We start from the raw sequence: 14,559 nt of genomic DNA, 5'->3' as shown, positions 1-14,559 counted from the left end.
GTAACGAGAGGGTAATTTTGCTAACCGGTAAGTTTTCGAAACGAGTGATGTGTGCGCTGACCGTTGCGCTGGCCTTGGGCACGGCGACGGCGCATGCTCAGGACGTCGCCCGCATCGCGGCGGTCAATTCGGATCGGATCCTGCGCGAGTCGGCGCCCGCCAAGGCGGCGCAGACGAAGCTCGAAGCCGAGTTCGCGAAGCGCGACAAGGATCTGCAGGACCTCGCGGCGCGCCTGAAGTCGATGTCCGATTCGCTGGACAAGAACGGTGCGTCGCTGTCGGCGGCCGATCGCGCGCAGAAGCAGCGCGATCTCGCGCAGCTCGACACCGACTTCCAGCGCAAGCAGCGCGAGTTTCGCGAAGACCTGAACCAGCGCCGCAACGAGGAGCTCGCGGCCGTGCTGGAGCGTGCGAACAAGGTCATCAAGCAGATCGCCGAGCAGCAGAATTACGACCTGATCGTGCAGGAAGCCGTGTACGTCAGCCCGCGCATCGACATCACCGACAAGGTGCTCAAGGCGCTCGCGTCCGGCTCGACGAACTGAACGGAGCAGACGACGAATGGCATTGACGCTTGAGGCACTCGTAACGCGGTTCGGCGGCGAGATCGCCGGCGACGCCCAGTGCAAGGTGGGCGGCCTCGCGCCGCTCGACCAGGCAGGCCCTCAGCAACTCGCGTTTCTCGCGAACCCGAAGTACCTGTCGCAGGTCGAGACGACCCGCGCCGGCGCGGTGCTGATCGCGCCGAAGGATCTCGAAAAGCTGGGCGCGGCCGCGAGCGGCCGCAACTTCATCGTGACGCCGAATCCGTACGCGTACTTCGCGCGCGTCGCGCAGATGTTCATCGATCTCGCCACGCCGCCGCGCGCGGCCGGCGTGCATCCGAGCGCGACGATCGATCCGGCCGCGCAGGTCGCCGCGACCGCGGTGATCGGCCCGCACGTGACGGTCGAGGCCGGCGCGGTGATCGAAGACGACGTGCAACTCGACGCGAACGTGTTCGTCGGCCGCGGCACGACGATCGGCGCCGGCTCGCACCTGTATCCGAACGCGTCGGTGTACCACGGCTGCCAGATCGGCCCGCGCGCGATCATCCACGCGGGTGCCGTGATCGGTTCCGACGGCTTCGGCTTCGCGCCGGATTTCGTCGGCGACGGCGACGCGCGCACCGGCAGCTGGGTCAAGATTCCGCAGGTCGGTGGCGTGTCGATCGGCCCGGACGTCGAGATCGGCGCGAACACGACGATCGACCGCGGCGCGATGGCGGACACCGTCATCGAAGAATGCGTGAAGATCGACAACCAGGTGCAGATCGCCCACAACTGCCGGATCGGCGCCTACACGGTGATCGCCGGCAAGGCGGGCATCGCGGGCAGCACGACGATCGGCCGCCACTGCATGATCGGTGGCGCGGCGGGGATCGCCGGCCACGTGACGCTTGGCGACTATGTCATCATCACGGCGAATTCGGGCGTGTCGAAGTCGCTGCCGAAGGCCGGCATCTACACGAGCGCGTTCCCGGCCGTCGACCACGGCGAATGGAACCGGAGCGCCGCGCTCGTGCGCAACCTCGACAAGCTGCGCGACCGCATCAAGGCGCTCGAAACCGCGCTGGCCGCCCAGGGCGGCACGCACGCCTGACCGACACCATGCGAGACCACGAACCGGGCACGGCCAGCGCATCCGGCCCGGTTTGCCAGACTGGGCCGCACGGCGGCCCGCTTCAGCCTTTGCATCACCACCGCGCAGCCTCTGCGTGAGACGAACCATCATGAGCACTGAAAAAATCAATCTCGACATCCACAAGATCCTCACGCTGCTGCCGCATCGCTATCCGATTCTGCTCGTCGATCGCGTGCTCGAACTCGAGCCGCACAAGGGGATCAAAGCGCTGAAGAACGTGTCGATCAACGAGCCGTTCTTCCAGGGGCACTTCCCGAAGCGGCCGGTGATGCCGGGAGTGCTGATCCTCGAGGCGCTCGCTCAGGCGGCCGCGCTGCTGACGTTCTCGGAAGAGCAGCCGAAGGATCCGGAAAACACGCTGTACTACTTCGTCGGGATCGACGGCGCGCGCTTCAAGCGCGTGGTCGAACCGGGCGACCAGCTGATTCTGAACGTGACGTTCGAACGTTACATCCGCGGCATCTGGAAGTTCAAGGCAGTGGCGGAAGTGGACGGCAAGGTGGCGGCGGAAGCCGAACTGATGTGCACGGTCAAGACGGCCGACGCGGCGCCCTGAGCGACGCGGCACGCATGGGTAACGTAACGCGGGCAACGCGACACATCACATCGAGAGGCAACGGCGCATGACCAGGATTCATCCTACCGCGATCGTCGAACCGGGCGCACAGATCGACGAGTCCGTCGAGATCGGGCCGTACGCGATCGTCGGGCCGCACGTCACGATCGGCGCGCGCACGACGATCGGCTCGCACAGCGTGATCGAAGGTCACACGACGCTCGGCGAGGACAACCGCATCGGCCATTACGCGTCGGTGGGCGGCCGTCCGCAGGACATGAAGTACAAGGACGAGCCGACGAAGCTCGTGATCGGCAACCGCAACACGATCCGCGAATTCACGACGATCCACACCGGCACCGTGCAGGACGTCGGCGTGACGACGCTCGGCGACGACAACTGGATCATGGCCTATGTGCACATCGGCCATGACTGCCGCGTCGGCAACAACGTGATCCTGTCGAGCAACGCGCAGATGGCCGGTCACGTCGAGATCGGCGACTTTGCGATCGTCGGCGGGATGTCCGGTGTGCACCAGTTCGTGCGCATCGGCGCGCACTCGATGCTGGGCGGCGCCTCGGCGCTCGTGCAGGACGTGCCGCCGTTCGTGATCGCGGCCGGCAACAAGGCCGAGCCGCACGGCATCAACGTCGAAGGCCTGCGCCGGCGCGGTTTCTCGCCCGACGCGATCTCGGCGCTGCGCAGCGCGTACCGCCTGCTGTACAAGAACGGCCTGTCGCTCGAGGAAGCGAAGGTGCAGTTGCGCGAGCTGGCGGCCGCGGGCGGCGAAGGCGACGCAGCGGTCACCGCGCTCGTCGAGTTCATCGACGCGTCCCAACGCGGCATCATCCGCTAAGCGATGTCGCTCCCGACCAATCAGCTCCGGCTCGCGATGGTGGCCGGCGAGCCGTCGGGCGACCTGCTCGCGGCGTCGCTGCTCGGCGGGCTTCAGGCGCGGCTGCCCGCATCGACCCGCTACTACGGGATCGGCGGGCAGCGGATGCTCGCGCACGGCTTCGACTCGCACTGGCAGATGGACAAGCTGACGGTGCGCGGCTACGTCGAGGCGCTGGGCCAGATTCCCGAGATCCTGCGGATTCGCGGCGAGCTGAAGCGCCAGCTGCTCGCGGAGCGGCCCGACGCCTTCATCGGCGTCGACGCGCCCGATTTCAACTTCAGCGTGGAGCAGGCCGCGCGCGACGCGGGCATCCCGTCGATCCACTTCGTGTGCCCGTCGATCTGGGCGTGGCGCGGCGGCCGGATCAAGAAGATCGCGAAGTCCGTCGACCACATGCTGTGCCTGTTCCCGTTCGAACCGGCGATCCTCGACAAGGCAGGCGTCGCGTCGACGTATGTCGGCCACCCGCTGGCCGACGAGATTCCGCTCGAGCCCGACACGCACGGCGCGCGCATCGCGCTCGGCCTGCCGGCCGAGGGCCCCGTGATCGCGGTGCTGCCGGGCAGCCGGCGCTCGGAGATCGGGCTGATCGGCCCGACGTTCTTCGCCGCGATGGCGCTGATGCAGCAGCGCGAGCCCGGCGTGCGGTTCGTGATGCCGGCGGCGACGCCCGCGCTGCGCGAACTGCTGCAGCCGCTCGTCGACGCCCATCCGCAACTCGCGCTGACGATCACCGACGGCCGCTCGCAGGTTGCGATGACGGCCGCCGACGCGATCCTCGTGAAGAGCGGCACCGTCACGCTGGAAGCCGCGCTGCTGAAAAAGCCGATGGTGATCTCGTACAAGGTGCCCTGGCTGACCGGACAGATCATGCGCCGGCAGGGCTATCTGCCGTACGTCGGCTTGCCGAACATCCTGGCGGGGCGCTTCGTCGTGCCCGAGCTGCTGCAGCATTTCGCGACGCCCGAGGCGCTCGCCGATGCGACGCTCACGCAGCTGCGCGACGACGCGAACCGCCGCACGCTGACCGAAGTGTTTACCGAAATGCATCTCTCGCTGCGGCAGAACACGGCCGCGAAGGCAGCCGAAGCGGTCGTGCGCGTACTCGAGCAACGCAAGGGGCGCGCATGACGGCAGCTCGTGCACCACGCCGCCGCGCGTCGACCGACGTGCAGGGCGGCTTCGACTTCAGCCGGCCCGACGAGATCGTCTGCGGCGTCGACGAAGCGGGCCGCGGCCCGCTCGCGGGGCCGGTGGTCGCCGCCGCGGTGATCCTCGATCCCGCGCAGCCGATCGACGGGCTCGACGATTCGAAGGCGCTGTCCGCGAAAAAGCGCGACGCGCTGTACGACCTGATCGTCGCGCGCTCGCGTGCGTATTGCGTCGCGTCGGCCAGCGTCGACGAGATCGACACGCTCAACATCCTGCACGCGACGATGCTCGCGATGAAGCGGGCCGTCGAAGGCCTGTCGGTGCTGCCGACGCTCGCGCAGATCGACGGCAACCGCTGCCCGACGCTGATGGTGCGTGCCGAGGCGATCGTCAGCGGCGACGCGCTCGTGCCGAGCATCTCGGCCGCGTCGATCCTCGCGAAGGTCGCGCGTGACCGCATGCTCGTCGAGCTGCACGAACGCTTCCCGGTGTACGGGTTCAACGTGCATGCGGGCTACGGCACCGAGAAACATCTCGCCGCGCTGCGCGAGCACGGCCCGTGCGAAGCGCATCGGCGCTCGTTCGCACCCGTGCGCGCGGCACTCGACCTGATTCGATGAAAAGCATTACTTCCCGCGACAACCCGCTGTACAAGCGCCTGAAGGCGCTTGCGGGTTCGACGTCCCAGCAGCGCCGCGGCGGCCAGGCGCTGCTCGAAGGTTTTCACCTCGCCAGCGCGTATCTCGATACGGGCGCGATACCCGAGCTGTGCGTCGCCACCGAAGGCGCGCTCGCGCACGACGAAGCGCAGGCGATCATCGCGCGCGTCGACGTGCAGCGGGTCGTCACGCTGCCCGATGCGCTGTTCGGACAACTGTCGAACGTGGTGAGCGGCGTCGGTTTCCTGCTGCTCGTCGATCGTCCCGCGCAGCCGCTGCCGGAGCGTGTCACGCACACGTCGGTCGTGCTCGACGGCGTGCAGGACGCCGGCAACGTCGGCTCGATCCTGCGCAGCGCGGCCGCGGCCGGTGTGCGGCACGTGTTCTGCGCGCCGGGCACCGCCTATGCGTGGTCGTCGAAGGTGCTGCGCTCGGGAATGGGCGCGCACTTCCTGCTGTCGATCCACGAGGATGTCGAGGCCGGCGCGCTCGCCGAACGCCTCGACGTGCCGGTCGCGCTGACCGATTCGCACGGCGCGCAGGCGATCTACGACTGCGACCTGGCCGGTCCCGTCGCATGGGTGTTCGGCAACGAGGGCGCCGGCGTGTCGGCGTTCTGGCGCGACGTGGCCACGCATCGCGTGACGATCCCGCAGCCGGGCGGCATGGAGTCGCTGAATGTGGCGGCTGCGGCGGCGGTGTGCCTGTTCGAGCAGGTGCGGCAGCAGCGTCGCGCATGACTTGATGACGTGACGCGCGGCGTTGGCCGCGCGGTATCCCGCACCACGAAACAAGGCCGCGTTCGACGCGGCCTTGTTGCTTCTGGCGACGGCGGCCCGGCGGCCGCCCGTGCGCCGGTCGTCAGTACGACTGCCGGTCGAGGCGGATTTCCTGCAGGATCGTCGTCGCGATCTCCTCGATCGACTTGTGCGTCGACGACAGCCACTTGATCCCTTCGCGGCGCATCATCGCCTCGGCCTCGTTGATCTCGTAGCGGCAATTCTCGGGCGCCGCGTACTTGCTGCCGGGGCGGCGCTCGTTGCGGATCTCCGACAGGCGCTGCGGATCGATCGACAGCCCGAACAGCTTGTCGCGATGCGGCGACAGCGCCGACGGCAGCTTGCCGCGCTCGAAGTCTTCCGGAATCAGCGGATAGTTGGCGGCCTTCACGCCGTACTGCATCGCGAGATACAGGCTCGTCGGCGTCTTGCCGCTGCGCGACACGCCGACCAGGATCACGTCGGCTTCCGACAGGTTGCGGTTCGACTGGCCGTCGTCGTGCGCGAGCGAGAAGTTGATCGCCTCGATCCGCGTCTTGTATTCCTCGGTGTCGGCGTTCTGGTGGCCGCGGCCCATCGCGTGGCTCGACTTCAGCTCCAGTTCCTGCTCGAGCGGCTCGACGAAGCGCTGGAACATGTCCAGCACGAGCGCGTTCGAGCGCTTGACGATGTCGTTCGACTCGCTGTCGACGAGCGTCGTGAACACGATCGCGCGGCGGCCGTCGTGCACCGCGGCTTCGTTGATCTTCTCGACGGTCGAAAAGGCCTTGTCGAGCGAGTCGACGAACGGCACGCGCACGAGCCGGAATTTCTGGTCGAACTGGGAGAGGATCGAGTGCGCGAAGGTTTCGGCAGTGATCCCGGTGCCGTCGGAGACGATGAAAACGGTAGGCAGCATGAATCTGGGCGTCGAGCGTGAAGGGCGGTTGCGCGGGCGGCTGGAGGTCCGCCTCCAGGCACAGTGACAAGGTCGCGCCACATCCGGCAGCCGGCACGGTAGAATAGCGGCAACCTGTTGGATAAGCAATTGCGGGGGCGGGGTGCGAACGGCACGCCAGACTTGCCGCGAACGTTCCAGAACTCCCGGCAAGTTCGGCGATTCGTCTGAATATATCGCCCTTCTGCCGGGATTTTTGCAAATCGGGTCGGAAGATTTCCCGCCTGCGATTGTTTCTCCAACAGGTTGCGCAAGACGCGCCGCGCCTTTTTGCAAGCGCCCGCGTCCGAGCCCACTTGCGCAATCGAGCATTTTTTTCACACTTAGGGGCTTGTATGACTAACGCAGCAAACGTCGCAAAGGACCAGGCGTATGTAATCCCGTTCGAGCAGTTGCGGATGACCGATGTGGAGATCGTGGGCGGCAAGAATGCGTCGCTCGGCGAGATGATCAGCCAGCTTTCCGAAGCAGGCGTTCGCGTACCCACCGGTTTCGCCACGACCGCGCTCGCATTCCGCGATTTCCTCAAGCACAACGATCTGACCGATCGCATCGCCAAGCGTCTCGAGTCGCTCGACATCGACGACGTGAAGGCGCTCGCCGAAGCCGGTGCCGAAATCCGCAAGTGGATCGTCGACGCGCCGCTGCAGGCACGTCTCGAGGAGGAAATCCGCGCACAGTTCGAAATCCTGAAGAACGGCTCGCCGGGCGAGCTGTCGTTCGCCGTGCGTTCGTCCGCGACCGCGGAAGACCTGCCCGACGCGTCGTTCGCCGGCCAGCAGGAGTCGTACCTGAACGTCGTCGGCATCGACGACGTGCTCGACCGCATGAAGCACGTGTTCGCGTCGCTGTACAACGACCGCGCGATCTCGTATCGCGTGCACAAGGGTTTCACGCACGCTGAAGTCGCGCTGTCGGCCGGTGTGCAGCGCATGGTCCGCTCGGACGTCGGCGCGGCCGGCGTGATGTTCACGATCGACACCGAATCGGGCTTCAAGGACGCCGTGTTCATCACGTCGAGCTACGGCCTGGGCGAAACCGTCGTGCAGGGCGCCGTGAACCCGGACGAGTTCTACGTGTTCAAGACGACGCTCGCACAGGACAAGTACCCGATCATCCGCCGCTCGATCGGCTCGAAGCTGATCAAGATGGAATTCACGCAGCCGGGCGAGCCGGGCCGCGTGAAGACGGTCGACGTGCCGCACGAGCAGCGCAACCGCTACTCGATCACCGACGAAGACGTGATCGAACTCGCGAAGTACGCGGTCATCATCGAGAAGCACTACCAGCGTCCGATGGACATCGAGTGGGGCAAGGACGGCCGCGACGGCAAGATCTTCATCCTGCAGGCGCGTCCGGAAACGGTGAAGAGCCAGGCGAGCGGCAAGGCCGAGCAGCGCTTCAAGCTGAAGGGCCAGTCGCAGGTGCTGGCAACGGGCCGCGCGATCGGCCAGAAGATCGGCGCGGGCCCCGTGCGCGTGATCCAGGACCCGTCGGAAATGGAACGCGTGCAGCCGGGCGACGTGCTGGTGGCGGACATGACCGACCCGAACTGGGAGCCGGTGATGAAGCGTGCGGCGGCGATCGTCACGAACCGTGGCGGCCGCACCTGCCACGCGGCGATCATCGCGCGTGAGCTCGGCGTGCCGGCAGTCGTCGGCTGCGGCGACGCGACCGACGTGCTGAAGGACGGCGCGCTCGTCACGGTGTCGTGCGCGGAAGGCGACGAAGGCAAGATCTACGACGGGCTGCTCGAGACGGAAGTCACGGAAGTACAGCGCGGCGAACTGCCGGAAATCCCGGTCAAGATCATGATGAACGTCGGCAACCCGCAGCTCGCGTTCGACTTCTCGCAACTGCCGAACGGTGGTGTTGGCCTCGCGCGTCTCGAGTTCATCATCAACAACAACATCGGCGTGCACCCGAAGGCGATCCTCGAGTACCCGAACATCGACCAGGACCTGAAGAAGGCGGTCGAGAGCGTCGCGCGCGGTCACGCGTCGCCGCGCCAGTTCTACGTCGACAAGCTGACGGAAGGCGTCGCGACGATCGCCGCGGCGTTCTATCCGAAGCCCGTGATCGTGCGTCTGTCCGACTTCAAGTCGAACGAGTACAAGAAGCTGATCGGCGGTTCGCGCTACGAGCCGGACGAGGAAAACCCGATGCTGGGCTTCCGCGGCGCGTCGCGTTACATCGCCGAAGACTTCGCGCAGGCGTTCGAGATGGAATGCCGTGCACTGAAGCGCGTGCGCGACGAGATGGGCCTGACCAACGTCGAGATCATGGTGCCGTTCGTGCGTACCGTGAAGCAGGCGGAGCGTGTCGTCGGCCTGCTCGAGAAGTTCGGCCTGAAGCGCGGCGAGAACGGCCTGCGCCTCGTGATGATGTGCGAAGTCCCGACCAACGCGATCCTCGCCGAAGAGTTCCTCGAGCACTTCGACGGTTTCTCGATCGGTTCGAACGACCTCACGCAGCTCACGCTCGGCCTCGACCGTGACTCGGGCATGGAACTGCTGGCCGTCGACTTCGACGAACGCGACCCGGCCGTCAAGTTCCTGCTCAAGCGCGCGATCGATACCTGCCGCAAGATGGGCAAGTACGTCGGTATCTGCGGCCAGGGCCCGTCCGATCACCCGGACTTCGCGCAATGGCTGACCGACGAAGGCATCGTGTCGATCTCGCTGAACCCGGACACGATCATCGATACGTGGCAGGCGCTCGCCAACCGGAAGTAACGGTCGGTAACGCTTATTCGGCGCAAGCGCGGTACGCCGCGCTTGCGTTGAAGGCAAAATGCAAGGTTCGTGTTATAAACACCCCGGTAAGCGCCGGGGTGTTTTTTTTCGTCGGTACGCGCCGCGTTGCGTCATGCGTGTCGACCGCGACCCACGGGCGGGCGCGCAGCGAATATAGTGAGCAGCGGGGACGTTTTTCGGGAGACCACAATGATGTCGGGGCATCTGTTCTGGTGGGTCGGGGTCGGCGTGCTGGTCGTCGCCGAATTACTGACCGGCACGTTCTATCTGCTGATGATCGCGCTCGGCTTTCTCGCGGGCGCGCTGCTGCAGCTCGCCGGTTTCGCGCCGCACGTGCAGTTCGGTGCGGCCGCCGTGGTCGCGATCGTCGCGATGATCGTGCTGCGCCGCTCGGGGCTCGGGCGCAAGCAGAAGCGCGACACGTCGACGAATCCGGACGTCAATCTCGATATCGGCGCGACCGTCACGGTCGACGCGTGGCACGACCGCCGCGCGCGTGTGCAGTATCGCGGCGCCGACTGGGACGTCGAACTCGCGGCCGGCGAGCGCGACGATGCACGCGTGTATCAGGTGCGTGCCGTGCGCGGCAACAGTCTCGTCGTCATCGCGAAACCCGCGGGCTGATCGTCCACTGATACAACAAGGAGGGAATATTTCATGGATTCGCTGATCATCTGGGTCGTCCTGCTCGTCATCGCCATCGTGATCGTGTCGAAGACGGTGAAGATCGTGCCGCAGCAGCATGCGTGGGTGCTCGAACGCTTCGGGCGCTATCACGCGACGCTGTCGCCCGGTCTCAATATCGTGCTGCCGTTCGTCGACCGGATCGCCTACCGGCACGTGCTGAAGGAAATCCCGCTCGACGTGCCGAGCCAGGTCTGCATCACGCGCGACAACACGCAGTTGCAGGTCGACGGCGTGCTGTACTTCCAGGTGACCGATCCGATGAAGGCGTCGTACGGGTCGAGCAACTTCGTGCTCGCGATCACGCAGCTCGCGCAGACGACGCTGCGCTCGGTGGTCGGCAAGCTCGAACTCGACAAGACCTTCGAGGAGCGCGACTTCATCAACCACAACATCGTGTCGGCGCTCGACCAGGCCGCCGCGAACTGGGGCGTGAAGGTGCTGCGCTACGAGATCAAGGACCTGACGCCGCCGAAGGAGATCCTCCATGCGATGCAGGCGCAGATCACCGCCGAGCGGGAAAAGCGCGCGCTGATCGCTGCTTCCGAAGGTCGCAAGCAGGAGCAGATCAACCTCGCGTCGGGCGCGCGCGAAGCGGCGATCCAGAAGTCGGAAGGCGAGCGGCAGGCCGCGATCAACCAGGCGCAGGGCGAGGCGGCCGCGATTCTCGCGGTGGCCGAGGCGAACGCGCAGGCGATCCAGAAGATCGCGAACGCGATCCAGTCGCAAGGCGGGATGGATGCCGTGAACCTGAAGGTCGCCGAGCAGTACGTCGGCGCGTTCTCGAACCTCGCGAAACAGGGCAATACGCTGATCGTGCCGGCGAACTTGTCGGATCTCGGCACCGCGATCGCGTCGGCGCTGACGATCGTCAAGAACGCGGCACCGGCGGCGAGCGGGCGGGGCTGAGCGGCACGCGCGGGTTACGCGTGCCGGCGATCGCCGGCGAGCGTCGCCGGGTGTGCGCCGCTCGTGCGCCCGTCGTGTGCCCGGTATGTGCCGGTCATGTGCTCGTTATGTGCTCGTTATGTGCCCGGCATGCGGCGAATCGTCGCGCGACCTCGGGCGCGATCGCGCCCGCATGTCAGCAGTACAGGCTGCGCAGCGGTTCGTCCCGGAACGCGAGCGGCGGTCCGGCAGCCGCTCATGCGCTTCGCACCGCACACAGCAACACGGCCCGCTTCGAGCGGGCCGTGTCGTTTGCGAGGCTGGCTTTCCCGAGCGTCAGGTGCCGGCGCGCATGATGCGCGCCTTTTCGCGTTCCCAGTCGCGCTTCTTCTCGGTTTCGCGCTTGTCGTGCAGCTTCTTGCCCTTCGCGAGCGCGATGTCGCATTTCACGCGACCGCCCTTGTAGTGGAAGTTCAGCGGCACGAGCGTGTAGCCACGCTGCTCGACCTTGCCGATCAGTTTCTTGATTTCGTCACGGTGCAGCAGCAGCTTGCGCGTGCGGACCGGATCGGGCTTGATGTGCGTTGAGGCTTCGGGCAGCGGGCTGATGTGGGTACCGATCAGGAAGATCTCGGCGTTCTTCACCACGACGTAGCCTTCCTTGATCTGGCCGCGCCCGGCGCGCAGCGCCTTGACTTCCCAGCCCTCGAGCACGAGCCCCGCCTCGTAGCGTTCCTCGATGTGATAATCGAAGTGCGCTTTCCTGTTGTCGATGATGCTCATGAAAGGATCGGGCCAACTCGTTTAAAATCACGATTTTAGCAAAGCAGGGCGGGAATCGCCCGGCTTGCGTTCTCACCTCGAGCGATGCCGCGCGATTTATGGCAGATGTCCAGAAAACCGTATTGATCCGTCATTCGGCGGAACAGATGTTCGACCTCGTCACCGACGTGGCCGATTACCCCAATTTCCTGCCCTGGTGCGGTGGCGTCGAGATTCGCCGTCAGGACGACAGCGGTATGGAAGCGCGCATCGACATCAACTTCAAGGGCATCAAGCAGCATTTCGCGACGCGCAACACGCAGCAGCGCCCGACGCGGATCGACATGGAGTTCGCGGACGGCCCGTTCCGGAAGTTCACGGGCTCGTGGCGCTTCATCCCGCTGCGCGCCGATGCATGCAAGATCGAATTCGCGCTGCACTACGAGTTCTCGAGCATCCTGCTCGAGAAGATCATCGGGCCGGTGTTCAGCCATATCGCGAACACGTTCGTCGATTCGTTCGTCAAGCGCGCCGACCAGCGCTACGGGAAGGGGTGACGCGATGCTGTCGATCGAAGTCTGCTACGCGCTGCCGGATCGCCAGACGCTGATTCCGGTGTCGCTGCCCGAAGGCGCGACCGTGCGCGCGGCGATCGACGCGAGCGGCGTGCTCGCGCTGCACCCGGAAATCGACCTCGCGCCCACGAAAACCGGCATATTCGGCAAGCTCGCGCCGCTCGACGCGCCGCTCGCCGACCACGACCGCGTCGAGATCTACCGCCCGTTGATCGTCGATCCGAAGCTCGCGCGTCAGCGGCGCGTCGACAAGACCCGCCGCGAGGGCTCCGTCGAGGGCCGCAAGTGGATGCACAAGGACGCGCGCTGACGCGTCGCGTCGGCGTTGCTGCATCTTCTCCGTTCCGATTCGTCAGACCAGGCGCGGCGGCGCTCAGTGCGCCGTGACGTTCGCGTTCACGGCCGCGCTGCCGGGCGTGTTGCCGCCCGCATGCGTGTCGTTGTGCCGGCGCACCGACCCGTAGACGCCCGCCAGCAGCAGGGCGAGCGCCACGATCTCGAGTACGCGCGGCATCCGCTGATCGTAGACGAACGCATAGAGCATCGCGAACACGGTTTCGAACACGATCAGCTGGCCGGACAGCGTGAGCGGCAGCCGCTTCGACGCCGCGTTCCACAGTCCGTTGCCGAGCCACGACGCGCCGATCGCAAGCACGAGGTTCAGCAGCCAGAACAGGTGCCAGCGCGATGCCGGAACGGCGGCCTGCACCGTGCCGGCCGGCAGCGCGAGGATCGCGAGCCAGCAGAGGCCGCCGATCAGCCCCGTCACGACACCCCACAGCACCGACCACTCGTTGCCGCCGAAATGAGGGTGGCGCTGCAGGTAGCGCGTGTTCGCGACCGCGTACCAGGTCCAGCTCGCGAGTGCGCCGCTTGCGCACGCGATGCCCGCGAGCTTCTGGCCGAGCGTCGTCGCCTGCGCGGCTTCCGACGTGAAGAGGTCGATGTTGATGCAGACGATGCCGGCGATCACCAGCGCGAGCGGGGCGGCGAGGCGCCGCAGCGGCATCGCGCCGTGGTCGCCGAGGCCCGCGAGCGTGACGGTCACGGGCAGCACGCCGACGATCAGCGAGCTGGGTGCGATGCCGATCAGGTGCACGGCACCGGACAGCAGCATGTAGTACGCAACGTTGCCGATCAGCGCGAGCTTCGCGAGCGCGACGAGGTCCTCGCGGGTCAGCCGGGCGAGCAGCGAGCGGGCGGCCGGCAGGGCCGCCGCCAGCGACACGAGGCCGTACATCGCATAGCGGCCCGCGCTCAGCAGCAGCGGCGAGAAGTCGGTCATCAGCCGCGGCACGAGAAAGACCATGCCCCACAACGCGCCCGCGAGGACGCCATACACCACACCGCGCTGCATCGACTGCTCCGAACGAAAGACTGACGAGCGCGCATCTTAACGACGGCTGCGCGACCGCGTCTTGTTCATTCCTGCACTCGGGAGCGGGGTGTGGCAGGGACCGGCTGCAAGCGCCGCCGCGCCCCGGTCCTGTTTAACCGGTGGCTGCGGCGGGTCGCGTTGCCCTTCGACGATCAACCGATCAGCGCTCGACCGGCTCGGCCGCCGCCGCACTGTTGCCCGCCGCGGCTGCCCCCGCGGGGCGGCGCACGGCGCGCAGCTTGCCGCTGTTGCCGCCGCCGCAGTAGAAGAGGTCGCGGCCGTCGGACTCCAGCCCCGACACGCCGACGCCGGGCGGCATGTCGACCTGTTCGAGCACTTGCCCGGTGCGCGGGTCGATCCGCCGCAACTCGCTCTCGTCCGCTTCCCAGGTGCCGTGCCACAGCTCGCCGTCGACCCACGTCACGCCGGTGACGAAGCGGTTCGATTCGATCGTGCGCAGCACGGCGCCCGATTGCGGATCCACCTGATGAATCTTGCGTTCGCGGTACTGGCCGACCCACAGCGTGCCTTCCGCCCAGGCCAGCCCCGAATCGGCGCCGCCGCCGGGCGCGGGGATCGTCGCGAGCACGCGGCCGGAGTCGGGATCGATCTTCTCGATACGGTCCTCGACGATCTGGAACAGGTGGCGCCCGTCGAACGCGGTGCCTGCGTGCGCGGCGACGTCGAGTGCGCGCACGGTCGTGCCGCGTTCCGGGTCGAGCGCGTTCAGCTTGTCGCCGGACGCGAACCACACGTGCCGCCCGTCGAACGTGACGCCGTGTACGCCGTCGACGCCCGGAAACGGGCCGTATTCGCGGAGGATGTCTGCGGTGGAGCGTTTCATGTTTGTCA

Annotated in this window: 16 protein-coding genes; 12 read left to right on the top strand and 4 right to left on the bottom strand. The window is 66.6% G+C overall.

All coding sequences use genetic code 11. From position 1 onward, the window contains the following. Positions 1-47: 47 nt before the first annotated feature. From DIE02_RS01095 to DIE02_RS01065, 7 genes are all read left to right on the top strand, one after another. Positions 48-545 (top strand): OmpH family outer membrane protein, encoded by a 498-nt coding sequence (locus DIE02_RS01095; RefSeq protein ID WP_185641305.1) that lies wholly within the window; start codon positions 48-50, stop codon positions 543-545. A 16-nt stretch (positions 546-561) separates the two neighbouring features. Continuing rightward, positions 562-1,641, top strand: a complete 1,080-nt coding sequence (lpxD, locus tag DIE02_RS01090; protein WP_124486190.1) for a UDP-3-O-(3-hydroxymyristoyl)glucosamine N-acyltransferase — start codon at positions 562-564, stop codon at positions 1,639-1,641. Positions 1,642-1,771: 130 nt separating this feature from the next. After that, positions 1,772-2,239: a 3-hydroxyacyl-ACP dehydratase FabZ gene (gene fabZ, locus DIE02_RS01085; RefSeq protein ID WP_006402657.1), complete on the top strand. Its 468-nt coding sequence runs from the start codon at positions 1,772-1,774 to the stop codon at positions 2,237-2,239. 67 nt (positions 2,240-2,306) lie between these two features. Further along, complete coding sequence (gene lpxA, locus DIE02_RS01080; protein ID WP_044843768.1) at positions 2,307-3,095, top strand: acyl-ACP--UDP-N-acetylglucosamine O-acyltransferase; 789 nt, start codon at positions 2,307-2,309, stop codon at positions 3,093-3,095. A gap of 3 nt (positions 3,096-3,098) precedes the next feature. Continuing rightward, positions 3,099-4,268 (top strand): lipid-A-disaccharide synthase, encoded by a 1,170-nt coding sequence (lpxB, locus tag DIE02_RS01075; protein WP_124486191.1) that lies wholly within the window; start codon positions 3,099-3,101, stop codon positions 4,266-4,268. After that, entirely contained in the window at positions 4,265-4,909 is a 645-nt protein-coding gene (rnhB, locus tag DIE02_RS01070; RefSeq protein WP_044843766.1) for a ribonuclease HII, read from the top strand. Before lpxB ends, rnhB begins: the two co-directional genes overlap by 4 nt. Beyond that, on the top strand, positions 4,906-5,688 hold the full coding sequence (locus DIE02_RS01065; protein ID WP_124486192.1) for an RNA methyltransferase: 783 nt from the start codon (positions 4,906-4,908) through the stop codon (positions 5,686-5,688). Before rnhB ends, DIE02_RS01065 begins: the two co-directional genes overlap by 4 nt. Positions 5,689-5,809: 121 nt before the next feature. On the opposite strand, the gene DIE02_RS01060 is transcribed toward DIE02_RS01065, so the two are convergent. After that, positions 5,810-6,625 (bottom strand): pyruvate, water dikinase regulatory protein, encoded by an 816-nt coding sequence (locus DIE02_RS01060; protein ID WP_044843764.1) that lies wholly within the window; start codon positions 6,623-6,625, stop codon positions 5,810-5,812. A 374-nt stretch (positions 6,626-6,999) separates the two neighbouring features. Between DIE02_RS01060 and ppsA the strand changes: the two genes are divergently transcribed. The 3 genes from ppsA to DIE02_RS01045 all read left to right on the top strand — a co-directional run bounded on the left by ppsA (position 7,000) and on the right by DIE02_RS01045 (position 11,013). Continuing rightward, positions 7,000-9,399, top strand: coding sequence for a phosphoenolpyruvate synthase (gene ppsA / locus DIE02_RS01055; protein ID WP_124486193.1), 2,400 nt, complete (start codon positions 7,000-7,002; stop codon positions 9,397-9,399). Positions 9,400-9,609: 210 nt separating this feature from the next. Continuing rightward, complete coding sequence (locus DIE02_RS01050) at positions 9,610-10,044, top strand: NfeD family protein (protein WP_044843762.1); 435 nt, start codon at positions 9,610-9,612, stop codon at positions 10,042-10,044. 33 nt (positions 10,045-10,077) lie between these two features. Then, positions 10,078-11,013: an SPFH domain-containing protein gene (locus DIE02_RS01045; protein ID WP_044843761.1), complete on the top strand. Its 936-nt coding sequence runs from the start codon at positions 10,078-10,080 to the stop codon at positions 11,011-11,013. A 315-nt stretch (positions 11,014-11,328) separates the two neighbouring features. Here the strand turns inward: DIE02_RS01045 and smpB are convergent, their stop codons facing one another. After that, complete coding sequence (smpB, locus tag DIE02_RS01040) at positions 11,329-11,775, bottom strand: SsrA-binding protein SmpB (RefSeq protein WP_050012888.1); 447 nt, start codon at positions 11,773-11,775, stop codon at positions 11,329-11,331. A 98-nt stretch (positions 11,776-11,873) separates the two neighbouring features. Between smpB and DIE02_RS01035 the strand changes: the two genes are divergently transcribed. Together DIE02_RS01035 and DIE02_RS01030 are read left to right on the top strand one after the other, a co-directional pair. Further along, positions 11,874-12,311, top strand: a complete 438-nt coding sequence (locus DIE02_RS01035; RefSeq protein ID WP_044843759.1) for a type II toxin-antitoxin system RatA family toxin — start codon at positions 11,874-11,876, stop codon at positions 12,309-12,311. A gap of 4 nt (positions 12,312-12,315) precedes the next feature. Continuing rightward, positions 12,316-12,639, top strand: coding sequence for an RnfH family protein (locus DIE02_RS01030; protein ID WP_124486194.1), 324 nt, complete (start codon positions 12,316-12,318; stop codon positions 12,637-12,639). Positions 12,640-12,702: 63 nt separating this feature from the next. On the opposite strand, the gene DIE02_RS01025 is transcribed toward DIE02_RS01030, so the two are convergent. Together DIE02_RS01025 and DIE02_RS01020 are read right to left on the bottom strand one after the other, a co-directional pair. Next, positions 12,703-13,686, bottom strand: a complete 984-nt coding sequence (locus DIE02_RS01025; RefSeq protein ID WP_124486195.1) for a DMT family transporter — start codon at positions 13,684-13,686, stop codon at positions 12,703-12,705. 181 nt (positions 13,687-13,867) lie between these two features. Further along, complete coding sequence (locus DIE02_RS01020; protein WP_124486196.1) at positions 13,868-14,551, bottom strand: glutaminyl-peptide cyclotransferase; 684 nt, start codon at positions 14,549-14,551, stop codon at positions 13,868-13,870. Between the last annotated feature and the right edge of the window lie 8 nt (positions 14,552-14,559).

The organism is Burkholderia sp. Bp8991, assembly GCF_003853795.1.
Lineage (GTDB): Bacteria > Pseudomonadota > Gammaproteobacteria > Burkholderiales > Burkholderiaceae > Burkholderia.
Note: the sequence above shows the minus strand (reverse complement) of the source record. Positions and strands in the feature narration are given on the sequence as shown.